This window comes from Marinobacter sp. MDS2 (genome assembly GCF_030718085.1).
GTDB lineage: Bacteria > Pseudomonadota > Gammaproteobacteria > Pseudomonadales > Oleiphilaceae > Marinobacter.
This window is the reverse complement of the sequence record NZ_JAVAJF010000001.1, coordinates 2,034,276-2,046,702: the sequence shown is the minus strand read 5'-3', so window position 1 is coordinate 2,046,702 and position 12,427 is coordinate 2,034,276. Positions and strand designations below refer to the sequence as shown.

At 55.6% G+C, this 12,427-nt stretch carries 11 protein-coding genes; 5 read left to right on the top strand and 6 right to left on the bottom strand.

The window, feature by feature from the left end; translation table 11 throughout:
* Positions 1-4: 4 nt before the first annotated feature.
* Positions 5-583 carry a QsdR family transcriptional regulator gene (locus tag Q9245_RS09590; protein WP_305896919.1) on the top strand — a complete coding sequence of 193 codons (579 nt, stop codon included), beginning with the start codon at positions 5-7 and terminating at the stop codon, positions 581-583.
* 98 nt (positions 584-681) lie between these two features.
* On the opposite strand, the gene Q9245_RS09585 is transcribed toward Q9245_RS09590, so the two are convergent.
* From Q9245_RS09585 to Q9245_RS09575, 3 genes are all read right to left on the bottom strand, one after another.
* Positions 682-2,064, bottom strand: coding sequence for a sodium-dependent transporter (locus Q9245_RS09585; RefSeq protein ID WP_305896918.1), 1,383 nt, complete (start codon positions 2,062-2,064; stop codon positions 682-684).
* A gap of 171 nt (positions 2,065-2,235) precedes the next feature.
* Complete coding sequence (locus Q9245_RS09580) at positions 2,236-3,810, bottom strand: PAS domain-containing methyl-accepting chemotaxis protein (RefSeq protein ID WP_305896917.1); 1,575 nt, start codon at positions 3,808-3,810, stop codon at positions 2,236-2,238.
* A gap of 87 nt (positions 3,811-3,897) precedes the next feature.
* The gene (locus Q9245_RS09575) at positions 3,898-4,770 is read right to left on the bottom strand and encodes a carboxylate/amino acid/amine transporter (protein ID WP_305896916.1); all 873 of its coding nucleotides are present in this window, start codon (positions 4,768-4,770) and stop codon (positions 3,898-3,900) included.
* 170 nt (positions 4,771-4,940) lie between these two features.
* Here Q9245_RS09575 and Q9245_RS09570 point away from each other — a divergent pair, with 170 nt between their 5' ends.
* Positions 4,941-6,338 carry an MATE family efflux transporter gene (locus tag Q9245_RS09570; protein WP_305896915.1) on the top strand — a complete coding sequence of 466 codons (1,398 nt, stop codon included), beginning with the start codon at positions 4,941-4,943 and terminating at the stop codon, positions 6,336-6,338.
* 32 nt (positions 6,339-6,370) lie between these two features.
* On the opposite strand, the gene Q9245_RS09565 is transcribed toward Q9245_RS09570, so the two are convergent.
* On the bottom strand, positions 6,371-7,351 hold the full coding sequence (locus tag Q9245_RS09565; protein WP_305896914.1) for a GGDEF domain-containing protein: 981 nt from the start codon (positions 7,349-7,351) through the stop codon (positions 6,371-6,373).
* Between the two features lie 213 nt (positions 7,352-7,564).
* Here Q9245_RS09565 and Q9245_RS09560 point away from each other — a divergent pair, with 213 nt between their 5' ends.
* Positions 7,565-8,692 (top strand): HD-GYP domain-containing protein, encoded by a 1,128-nt coding sequence (locus tag Q9245_RS09560; protein ID WP_305896913.1) that lies wholly within the window; start codon positions 7,565-7,567, stop codon positions 8,690-8,692.
* A gap of 12 nt (positions 8,693-8,704) precedes the next feature.
* Here the strand turns inward: Q9245_RS09560 and Q9245_RS09555 are convergent, their stop codons facing one another.
* Positions 8,705-9,136 (bottom strand): CBS domain-containing protein, encoded by a 432-nt coding sequence (locus Q9245_RS09555; protein ID WP_305896912.1) that lies wholly within the window; start codon positions 9,134-9,136, stop codon positions 8,705-8,707.
* A gap of 197 nt (positions 9,137-9,333) precedes the next feature.
* Between Q9245_RS09555 and Q9245_RS09550 the strand changes: the two genes are divergently transcribed.
* Complete coding sequence (locus Q9245_RS09550) at positions 9,334-10,695, top strand: sodium:alanine symporter family protein (RefSeq protein WP_305896911.1); 1,362 nt, start codon at positions 9,334-9,336, stop codon at positions 10,693-10,695.
* Positions 10,696-10,874: 179 nt separating this feature from the next.
* Positions 10,875-11,528 carry a peroxiredoxin gene (locus Q9245_RS09545; RefSeq protein ID WP_305896910.1) on the top strand — a complete coding sequence of 218 codons (654 nt, stop codon included), beginning with the start codon at positions 10,875-10,877 and terminating at the stop codon, positions 11,526-11,528.
* A gap of 80 nt (positions 11,529-11,608) precedes the next feature.
* On the opposite strand, the gene Q9245_RS09540 is transcribed toward Q9245_RS09545, so the two are convergent.
* Positions 11,609-12,391, bottom strand: a complete 783-nt coding sequence (locus tag Q9245_RS09540; protein ID WP_305896909.1) for a MetQ/NlpA family ABC transporter substrate-binding protein — start codon at positions 12,389-12,391, stop codon at positions 11,609-11,611.
* Between the last annotated feature and the right edge of the window lie 36 nt (positions 12,392-12,427).

The window sequence follows — 12,427 nt, the reverse complement described above, 5'->3', positions numbered from 1 at the left end:
AAAAGTGACCGAATCAATCATCAAGACAACCCCCATCGATGCCTTCAAACGGGCTCGCCGAATGTGGTTGAAAGGGGAAAAGATCAGCCTTGCCGCCCTTGCCGACGACTTGGGCATCGGTCGGGCGACCCTGTTCCGCTGGGTGGGTAATCGCGATTTGCTGATCGGTGAAATTTTATGGTCGCTTTACGAACCCTTGTACAAAGAAGCCCGCGAAATAACCCCGGGGCACGGTGTGGACTACGTGGTTGGTGTGTTCCGCCATATCAACATCACTATTTTGCACTTTTCACCGCTGCGAAAGTTTCTGCATCAAGACCCGGAATACGCGCTGAAGATGCTCACCTCTTCGCACTCGACGCTGCATGCCCGAACCGTCGAAGTGAATACCCGCTTACTAAAAGATGAAATCCGTGCCGGGCACCTGAGCCCGCCCATGAATATTCAAAGCTTGTCTTACTTCATGGTTCGTATTGCGGAATCCTGCCTGTACAGTGATCTCATCGGTGGCCGGGAGCCCCGAGAAGATGAGCTCGAGGATGCCTGCACGGCTGTGCGGATTTTACTCGGAGGGAAAGTCTAGTCCGCAGCACGCTCGAAGCGACAACCTCTTCTGAGCAGACACAAAAAAACCCGACGCTGAGAACAGCGCCGGGGTTTCTTTTATCTGACTTGTGCTTATCAACCAATCAGGTTGTATACAAACACAATCACAACAGCCACCGGGGTGACGTAGCGAATCAGCACGTGCCAAAGCGTAAAGGCACCGCCTTCCATGACCAAATCAGACTGCAAGGTTTCCTTGGCGACAAACCAGCCCACAAACAGGGCAGTCAGCAAACCAGACAACGGCAGCATGATGTTCGCTGTGAAGTAGTCCAGCAGGTCAAACATGGTTTTGCCTTCGAACGCGGCAAACATGCCCAGCGGCGTAACATCTGACCAAACGTTCAAGGACAAAATCGACACAATGCCCAGCGCCCAACACGCGCCGCCGGCCAGAATCGCGCTACCGGTGCGGCCCATCTCGGTCTTTTCCTCAACCCACTCGACCACGGGCTCCAGCAGGGAAATACCGGAGGTCCAGGCCGCAAACAACAGCAATACAAAGAACAGAGTGCCAAACAGGCTACCCATCGGCATGTTACCGAACGCCAAAGGCAACGTCTGGAAAATCAGGCCAGGGCCCGCACCCGCTTCCAGGCCGTTGGCAAATACCACCGGGAAGATGGCCAAGCCGGCCAGCAGGGCAACAACCGTATCCATCAGCGCAACACTCACGGCGGTGCGACCAATGGGCACGTCCCGGCTCAGATACGAGCCATAAGCCATCATGATGGCCATACCCAAACTCAACGTGAAGAAGGCATGACCCAGTGCCACCAGTACGCCTTTGACCGTCAGCGCCTCAAAATTCGGTGTAAACAGGAAGCTGGCCGCCTCACCGAAATGCCCGGTTGTGGTCGCATAACCAACCACCACCAACAGCAGGACAAACAAGGCCGGCATCAGAATGGTGACCGCACGCTCCAGACCACCTTTCAAGCCACGGGATACCACCAGTACCACCAGAGCCATAAACAGGGTATGCCAGGCCAGCAGCTGAATCGGGCTGGCCAGCAGGTCGCCGAACAGTTTACCCACGGTATCCGCGGTACCGCCGGTGAAATCGCCCATGGCCGAGTGGCCAATATAAGATGCGGCCCAACCGCCGATCACCGAATAGAACGACAGGATGATAAAAGCGGCCAACATGCCGACAATCGCCGATACGCGCCAGGCTGGAGAGGCCAGGTTACGCTCGGCGACCAAACGGAAGCTGGCGATCGGGTTATGACGGCCGTTTCGACCGATAAACACTTCCGCCATCATGATCGGGATACCGATGATGAAAATACAAAGCAGGTATACCAGTACAAAGGCACCGCCACCGTTCTCACCGGTTACATACGGGAACTTCCAAACGTTACCCAGGCCGACGGCTGACCCGGTCGCCGCCAGAATAAACGCGAGTCTTGACGACCAAAGTCCGCGCGAACCAGCTGCGGAGTTAGACTGTGTCATGTGTTTTTCTTCCTGTGCTTTTGGCTGAGGAAACTACAATTTATGCGCGCCGGCGTATCGCTCAGACGCAGTTGGTGCAGGATTCTGCCAGCACTGACGACATGATGCCAGTGCCGGTCTTTTCAGCGCACCCCCGAAGGCTCGGGCATATTGCTTCCAACCTCCAGATGTTTAACGGTTTTTATGGATAAAACGCGAAACCAGGTCTTTCAATCCATGGGCCATGGTGCTGAGCTTGTCACTGCTGCTGCGGGCCGCTTCAGCTTGCTCGTCACTCTGATCCGCCAGCGCGGCAATGTTGACAATCTGCTGATTGATCTCTTCCGAAACCTGACTCTGCTCTTCGAACGCCGCCGACATGGTGATGAAGCTGTCTGAAATTGCGTCAACCGAACTGACGATTGCGTTCAGCGCGCCAACCGCCCCTTGAACCTTACTCAGGCCGTCACCTGCGATGGCCTCACCGGCCCGAACCGCTTCATTGGTTTCTTCAACCTGAGCCCGAAAGCTTTCGATGACCTCCTGAATCTTCACCGTAGACTCCCGCGTGCGCTGGGCCAAAGAGCGCACTTCATCCGCAACCACGGCAAAGCCACGCCCTTGCTCTCCGGCTCGCGCCGCTTCAATGGCCGCATTCAGCGCCAACAGATTGGTTTGATCGGCAATGTCGGAAATCAGATTCGCGGCTTCCCCGATGGTATGGGTGGACTCGCCCAGGCGACTCACAGACGCCCCAATGCTGCCGACCCGGTCCACCAACTGCTCGATGGCGGCCAAAGCTTCGGTGCTGCGCGCACTGCCGTCGTGGGCCAAACGGTGTGCCTGTTCGGCTTCCCGCGCATTCTCCGTGACGGCTGCCGCCACTTCCTGAATGGACGCCGTCATTTCATTGATCGCGGATGCGGTCTGATCGGTTTCAGCGCGTTGGCGGGCAATGGCTTCGGCACCGTCGGTAATAAAGGAGTGGGTAGCCTGAGCCTGATCATTCAGATACTCAGCCTGATCATCAATTCTGGCCAGCGCCGTCCGCAAACGCGCTTCTTCGCTCACCATGACCAGCGCCAGCTTTGAGAACAACCCTTTTTCATCCGAATAGGTTTGAGCAATTAAGGGGTCCTGAAAAGCATCGTCCCGAAGCCCAAGAATATTTTTCAGGCGTTTGGTCAACGATCCGTACATCAACCAGGCAGCAAAGCCGTGCCCCAGAGTAGCCACAACGACGGCCCAAACCGGCGAGGTCAGTTGCAACGCCAGCAAGGTAAGCACCAGCGATACAATAAACGGCGCACCTGAGCGCAGAGTAGACAGTATCCGGCTGATACGTGCCGATGGTACCTGGCCCACTGACAGCCGCGCATACAGCTTTTTCGTCCGCTCGACCTGATCACGAGTGGTCGCAACTCGGACCGATTCATAGCCGACTTTTTCTCCCGCTTCCCAGATCGGGGTAACGTAGGCACTGACCCAATAGTAACCACCGCACTTGGTGCGATTCTTTACCACGCCCATCCAGGCTTTACCCGCTTTCAGGTAACTCCACATGTTGGCAAACGTCGCTTCCGGCATATCCGGGTGGCGAATTACATTGTGCGGCTGGCCAATCAGCTCATCGCGGGCGAACCCGCTGATGGTTTCAAAATCATCGTTGCAGTAGGTGATGACACCCTTGAGATTGGTCGCGCTGATCAGCCGCATGCCAGCGGCCACCTCAATTTCTTTATCGGTGACCGGGAGATTCTTACGCATAGTACGGGGCACCCCGAGATGAATTGAATAGTTTAAAAGCATAGCATGCGCTGAATTGCGGCATGGCACGCCTTCCTTCTTCGTAACTTAGCTTGCCAACTGCATTCGTGCGCGCGGATGAAACCGTGCATTCACCCAGAGCGAGAACGCAATCACGGCGCCACCGAGTGCTAACCGGGCCAGGTCTGCATCCCGGTTCCAGATCAACAAATTGACCAGTAGGCCGGCGGGTACCAGCGCGTTATTCATCACCGCCAGCGTACCCGCGTCAACGTCACAGGCGCCGCGATTCCAGAGATACAAACCAAGGCCGGATGCCGCCAGTCCTAACCAGGCGAGAATACCCCATTGCAGGGTCGTCGCCGGCAATTTGTCGGGGTTGCCAAAAATCAGGAACGACGGCAAAGCAATCACCAGTGCGCCGAAGAAGAAGTAACCGAAGGTGCGATAGCCGGGAAGACTCAACGGGTATTTTCGCATCACATGTTTATAGCCAACCTGGCCGGCCGCAAATGCCATGTTGGCGATCTGTAACAACAAGAAGCCGGTAAGGAAGTCTTCACTCAACCCATCGTAACGGATGATACCGGCGCCCAACGTTGCAACCACGGCAGCCAACAACGCCACGGGGGAGAATCGACGGAACAACGCATCGTCCAGCAGCGTGACGTACAACGGCGTGAAAATGGTAAACAGCAGGACTTCAGGCACCGACAGGTAGGCGAAAGAACGGTAAAGACACACGTAGGTAATACCGAACTGCAGCATGCCAGTAGCCATGATGCTCAATTTCATACCAGCAGGCACGCCCCGCCAACGAGTAAACGGCAGAAACACCAAAGAGGCGAGCAATACCCGGCTCAATACCGCGAAATCGCTATCCACTTGCCCGGCAAGAAACTCGCCGATCAAACTAAAGGAAAAAGCCCACAGGACCGTCACCAGAATCAAAAATACCATATCGATATACCTTAGCAGCTCCGGGTCAGTACTTTACTCGTTTTAACCCTGTCCTGCAGCGTCCCCAGCGGTGCAAATCCCTATAAGTGCCGCCTCGCGGAATGCAGTAAGATGTTTGTTTCTACTGAAACCTCATGTTCTCACACACCTGAAGCCAAGCCCGAAGCACCATGGACGAGACACACCAGCCGTTACCCGAAATCCGACAGCCGTTGGTGAGCCGCACGCTTGCCGAATGGAAAACCCTGGCGCTGCTCGGTGGGCCCATACTGATCGCGCAAGTGGCGCAAATGGCAAACGGCGTTATCGACACCGTTATGGCAGGCCATGCCAGTGCCGAAGACTTGGCGGCCGTTGGCATAGGGAGCAGCCTCTGGATGCCGTTGTTCCTGTTTTTCATGGGCCTGCTTGGAGCCCTTCAGCCGATCATTTCCGGCTACAACGGCGCCCGCACCACCCGTAAAATCATGCCGGCAACCTGGCAGGGCATTTACATTGCGCTGGGCGGCACCGTGATCATGGCGCTGTTGCTCACCAACGTGCACCCGGTACTTGCCCTGCTCAAGATGGACACCAATACCGCAGCCATCACTCAAGGCTATTTGAATGCGTTTGCCTGGGGTATTCCAGCCATGCTGCTGATGAATGCGCTGCGCGGGCTCACAGACGGTTTGGGCCACACCCGGGTGATCATGATGTTCTCGGTGCTCAGCACCCTGATCAACCTTCCACTTAATTACATTTTCATCTACGGCAAGCTTGGACTACCCGCGATGGGCGGGGTGGGTTGTGGCTGGGCTACATCCTTATCAAACGGCATCGCGGCCATCGCACTTCTGATCTACCTGAATCGCAGCCAAACCTTCAAGCAGTTTCACCTGCTCGCAGAGCGGGTTAAGCCCAATATGGCGGGCATCTGCTACATACTAAAACTTGGCGTGCCAATCGGCTTTACCATCTTCGTCGAAGCCAGCATGTTTTCCGTGATCGCGTTGTTTTTGGCCGCGTTGGGGCCGGTAATCGTTGCGGGCCACCAAATCGCCCTGAACGTGGTGTCTTTGCTGTTCATGCTGCCCCTGAGCATCGGTATGGCCCTCACTTTGAGGGTGAGTTTCCTGATTGGCGCCAGAGCACCTGACAGCGCCCGGCTGATCTCACGCAGCTCTCTGTTACTGGCCTCCGCCGTTGCTCTGGTGTTTGCGACATTGCTTTTCGTTTTCTCCGATGCCATTGCAGCGCTGTACACCAACGACTCAGAGGTACAGGCGGTTACCATCCGGCTACTCTCGTTTGCCGCCATGTTCCAGATCGCCGATGTTATCCAGGTGACCTGTATCAGCGCCCTGAGAGGTTACAAAGACACCCGGGTGCCCATGCTCATCATGCTGTTTTCGTTTTGGGGGGTGGGGTTGCCACTGGGCTACGTGCTGACATTTACCGACTGGATCGCACCTGCGCTTGGCGCAGCTGGCTTCTGGGTGGGGCTTACCGCTGGTCTAACATCCGCCAGCGTATTCCTGGGTTGGCGCTTGTTCCGCTATCAACCCAAAATGGAACCCGCTGACTAATCGACAAGCCAACGTCACGCGCTGCAGCTTCTTCAGAAGTCATCGCCGTACACGACTCTGTCGCGGCCGGACTCCTTGGCCCGATAGAGCGCGTGATCGGCTCTCGCTAACCAGCTTGCCACGCTCTCGCCGTGACGCAGCATGGCCACACCAAAAGACGAAGTCACCGGACCGCCCGGCCCTTTAAGCGACTTTCGCAAGCCTTGCTGCAGGTTGGCAACCACGGTCTTCAGGTTTGTTCCATCCACCCCCGGGAACAGCACCACAAACTCCTCCCCACCATACCGGAACAGCTGGTCGGTTCGGCGGGTGTTTTCTGCAATCAGACCGACCAAATCGCACAGAACATTATCACCGACACCGTGGCCGTACTCATCGTTGATTGCCTTGAAGTGGTCAATGTCCAGGATCACCAGTGCATAGGGCAGCCCGGTACGTTCTGCATTCGCCGCTGCCAAATCCAATTCCTGGTCCATTGAACGGCGGTTTTTCACGCCGGTTAACGGGTCAATTGTCGCCAATTGCTCAAGACGGTCCCTCTGTTCTTTATTGCGCATGGCAAACACATAAGAACAGGCGCTCACGATGGAGGTGCTGGCGATGAAGGTCCACATCTGCACCGAAGAAGTAAACGCGTTCTCCACCGACACCATCACAAGCACCGATACCAGGTTCAGGGCAGCGGCAATTCGGCTGGGGGCCAGAAAGAACGTTGTCACCAAACAGGGGTAGAGCCAGAAAACACCGACTTCGCCCACCATCATGCTCACCACCACTGCACCGGTGCAGCAGGAGATAGCCAGGAAAATGCCAGAACGGTAGGTGTCCTGGGTAACCCAGGCATACACCAGACTGCCGGCAAGAGCCGCCAGAATGCCGAGGTCAATGAAACCTGCCAGCAGGTTGCCATCAATAAACCGCATGATCGCAAACGGCGTAATGCCAAGAATCGCGCTGCCAGACAGCAGAGTCACGATGGACAACCGAAAATCATTCTTCAGGCGATAGAGCATGCCGCAGAGAGCCCAGAAAAATTGAGAAGAATCCTCAGCCTAGCGCACGCTCGGGCGACGGTCGCCAAGCGGCTACGATTCTTAACAAATATGCATTGAAAGACACAATTTAGCGGGAAAGCACCCGGCAAACCTGACTACATTGTATTAGCAACGTATATACGATCATAATACCGGTATGTATCGCTTGACGGCATAATCAGGGGCGTTGTTTTGGCTGATTTTATACGCATTGCGCCGGGCGCACTGGTGATTGGCAAACCACTGCCATGGGATGTGTTCGATACGAGTGGCGCTGTACTGTTACGCCAAGGCTACATCATTCCCTCGGATGCCCAACTCGAGCGTGTGTATGAGCGCGGCCAGATCAAACCCGTTGTTTCACGGCCCCGCAAATTTGGGCAACTTGCGGATCAGCACGCTAGTAACCCCTTTGCCGAATACGGCGACCTGCTGGCCACGCTTGAGGCAACTCTGTCTGCCATAACCTCACAAGCACCTAGCGCAAAGAAGCGCTTACTGGGATCGGCCCGCATGCTAGAGCGGGTTTGCAAACAGGCGCCTGATGCTACTCTCGCGCTGGTTCACTTATACTCCATCAACCCTACTATTTACGAACAAACCTTGTTCTACGGCATTCTTAGCCATTTCATCGCCCGGCAATTTAACCTGGAACACAAGCGCACCACATCGCTCGTTCTCTCCGCGCTGACCGCTAATCTCGCCCTTATTCCCGTCATCGACCAATTAAATGCCTCGAAACATGTGCTAACCGCCGAGCAACGCGCCGTTATTCGCAAACATCCTGAACGGGCTGTAGAGGCACTCCAGGCTGCGGGCATATCAAACTCTCGCATGCTGCAATGCATCATGCAGCATCACGAAAAAGCCGATGGCTCGGGATACCCTTTCGGCCTGAGTGGTTCAGACATATTGCCGGAAGCGGAGATCTTGGCGTTGGCAGAACGATACGTCGCCATGATCACAAAGCGAGCCTACCGAGATAGGATGGACATTGTTGGGGCCCGAAAACTGTTGCGCACTCTCGGAAACGATCAGCTTCGACCCGCCATCCCGAAAGCCTTGCTCGAAATTCTCGGTGACTACCCCCCAGGCGTGGTGGTTCGCTTGGCGAACGATGAGATCGGGGTGGTAAAAAAGCGGCCCGAAGGCCAACGGGGAGCCATAGTCAGTACCATTATCAGCCCAAGAGGAACCCGCTACACCGGAACGTTCGAGCGGAATACAAACGAACCGGAATACGCCATCACCCGACTCGAAGATGCAGAAGCAATGCCCTCCATGGATTTCAGCCTGATCTGGGGATTCCGAAATCTGTAACTCAGCGGGGCGCTAGTCGTCAGCGCTCACAAACCGTGATCGCTCCATGGTTTGCCCGGCTTTCGCCAGTTGCGACAATATGGCTGAGCGGGTGACCACTCCGACCAATTTGCCGTCTTCGACCACCGGATAGACTTTTGGTTTGCCAGCGCCGAGATTCTGCGCCAGATCCACCACAGACATATCCGGATTGACCGTCACGGGATTGCGGAACATCACGTCGTCTACGTTGGGCTCACCTTCGCTGTGATAGTTACTGACCAGCAGCGCATGGATACAATCCTGCTCAGACACAAACCCAAGCACTCGTCGCTGCGCATCCACCACCGGCAACCCGGTGACGTGATTGTCCAGCAGAGTTTTGACCACATGGGTCAGCGGTTCCCCGCACCGAATCGGTTCTATGTGGTTCCACATAACCTCAGAAACCTTCAATGAATGCATCGGCAACCCCCTTGATTGTGGTTATTAACCTCGTATCAGGCCGGCAGGCCTCTCTTTAACCATAGGCAATCCTTGCCGAAATAGGAAACTGTCACAGGCAAGCGTTTCATAGGCGGAAATTATCAACTAAACTCAAAGAGTTATCTCTTTACGCACCAAAACCGCCTCACAAACCATTGCAAACACCGGGAGTCCTCATGGAAGCAATTTCAAAATTTGTCAGTGAAATCAACGGGTTGGTTTGGGGGCCGCCCATGTTGGTCATGATTTTGGGTGTCGGCTTGTTCCTGAGCCTCGGCCTCAAACTCATGCCCATCATGAAACTCGGCGCCGGATTCCGGTTGATGTGGAATGGCCGGGCTCGGGGCGGTGACGACGAAGGGGATATTCCACCGTTTCAGGCGCTGATGACCGCGCTGTCGGCAACGGTTGGCACAGGCAACATCGCTGGCGTGGCCACCGCGGTGTTTTTAGGTGGCCCCGGCGCGTTGTTCTGGATGTGGTTGACGGCACTGGTCGGCATGGCCACCAAATATTCCGAGGCGGTGCTTGCGGTCCGGTTCCGTGAAGTGGATGAGCGCGGCGCCCACGTGGGTGGTCCGATGTACTACATCCGCAACGGTTTAGGTAAGAAGTGGGCCTGGCTGGGCGTGTTGTTCGCCATTTTTGCCTCGATAGCCGCATTCGGTATCGGCAACACCGTGCAGGCCAATTCCGTCGCGGATGTTCTCGAAGCCAACTTCAGCATCCCGCACTGGGCCACGGGTTTGGTGCTGATGGTGCTGGTGGGTATGGTTCTGATTGGCGGCATCAAACGTATCGGTCAGGTCGCCAGCGCCCTGGTGCCGTTTATGGCGGTATCTTATGTGATGATCGGCCTGGTGGTTCTCGCCATCAACGCCCATGAAATCCCGGAAGCGTTCAATCTGATATTCAGCTATGCCTTCAGCCCGGCGGCTGCAGAAGGTGGCTTTGCCGGTGCGGCCGTATGGGCCGCTATCCGCTTTGGTGTTGCACGCGGTATTTTCTCCAACGAAGCGGGCCTGGGGTCGGCCCCCATCGCGCACGCCGCTGCGCAAACCAAAGACCCGGTTCGCCAAGGCATGGTTGCCATGCTCGGCACCTTCATCGATACCATCATCGTGTGCAGCATTACCGGCCTGGTGATTATCACGTCCGGCGTGTGGACATCCGGCGAAACCGGCGCAGCCCTGACCTCTCTGGCGTTTGAAACCGGCCTCCCGGGGCTGGGCAATTACATGGTGGCCATTGCATTGGCGATCTTTGCCTTTACCACCATTCTGGGCTGGTCCTTCTATGGCGAGCGCAGCATCGAGTTCCTGTTCGGTGTGAAGGCGATTGTGCCTTACCGGATTGTCTGGATCATTGCGATTCCGGTGGGCGCAACCGTCAACCTGGGCTTCATCTGGCTGCTGGCCGATACGCTGAACGCCATGATGGCCCTGCCCAACCTGATTGCCCTGCTGCTGCTCAGCCCGGTGGTATTCCGGCTGACCAAAGACTATTTTGATAAGCAGATGAGCCCCGGCGTTAACTGATTCAACCCAATCACCCGCCCACACGGAAGTGGGCGCTGCAAATGAGTTAGATCAAGCCGCCCTTGCATTTGCTTCCTGCGGCTCCATGTTTACTTGTATACACTGGACTATCCAGTTGGCTGCGCCAACGCGCAGGCAAAAACCACAGATCGACGACAATGCGTGAAAGGAGAACGAGCATGAGTTTACGCCTAGGAGATACCGCACCGGATTTCGAACAGGAATCCAGTGAAGGCACTATCCGCTTCCACGAATGGTTAGGAGACAGCTGGGGCGTTTTGTTTTCGCACCCTGCCGATTTCACCCCGGTGTGCACAACCGAACTGGGTTTGACCGCGAAGCTGAAAGACAAGTTCGCCGAGCGCAACGTGAAGGCCATCGCGCTGAGCGTTGACCCTGTCGACTCTCACCATGAGTGGATCAAAGACATCAACGAAACCCAGGGCTGCACGGTGAACTTCCCGATCATTGCAGACCAGGACCGCAAGGTTTCCGAGCTGTACGACATGATCCACCCGAACGCAGACAGCAGCCTGACGGTTCGCTCCCTGTTCGTGATCGACCCGAACAAGAAAGTTCGCCTGATCATCACTTACCCGGCCTCCACCGGCCGCAACTTCAACGAAGTTCTGCGAGTGATCGATTCCCTGCAGCTGACCGACGACCACAAAGTGGCGACACCGGGCAACTGGGAGCAGGGTGGTGATGTGGTGATTGTGCCCTCGCTTCAGGATGAAGACGAAATCAAAGAGCGTTTCCCGAAAGGCTATAAGGCTGTTAAGTCTTACCTGCGGATGACGCCAGACCCCAAAACCAACTGGGGTGGTGATTAATCACGACCGGTTATAAACGCAAAAAGGGCAGGTGAAGCACCTGCCCTTTTTGGTATCAACAAGTTAGCAATCGCCGGTGCTTAGAAAGCCGGAACAACCGCGCCCTCGTATTTTTCCTTGATGAAGTCTTTAACCGCATCGGATTTCAATGCGTTGGCCAGCTTCTGCATGGCTTCGCTGTCTTTGTTGTCCGGACGCGCAACCAGAATGTTGACGTACGGAGACTCGGAACCCTCAATAATCAGGGCGTCTTCAGACGGATTCAGACCTGCTTCCAGCGCGTAGTTGGTGTTGATCAGGGCAACGTCAACTTGATTCAGGATACGCGGCAGAGTGGCGGCTTCCAGCTCTTTGAAGTCCAGATCTTTCGGGTTGTCGGCAATATCACGCGGCGTTGCAGTGATCTTGCTTTCATCTTTCAGAGTGATCAGACCGGCTTTCTGAAGCAGCAACAAGGCACGGCCACCGTTGGTGGGATCGTTCGGAATAGCCACAACCGCACCTTCTTCCAGATCGTCCAGAGACTCGATCTTGGTGGAATAGGCACCGAACGGCTCAACGTGCACGCCCGTTACGGTGACCAGGCTGGTGCCACGGCCATCATTGAATTCATCCAGGTACGGCTGGTGCTGGAAAAAGTTCGCATCCATCCGCTTTTGGTCAACCTGGATGTTTGGTTGAACGTAGTCGGTGAACACTTTCACGTCCAGCTCTACGCCTTGTTCCGCCAGTGCTGGCTTCACAAATTCCAGCAGCTCGGCGTGAGGTACCGGAGTGGCGGCTACAGACAGTGACTCTGCGGATACCGCGGTTGAAAAAGTCGCAGCGGCGGCCAAAGCCACCAGTGTTTTCTTCAGATTCATCTACACATACTCCTGCTTTAAAAGCTCATTATTCTT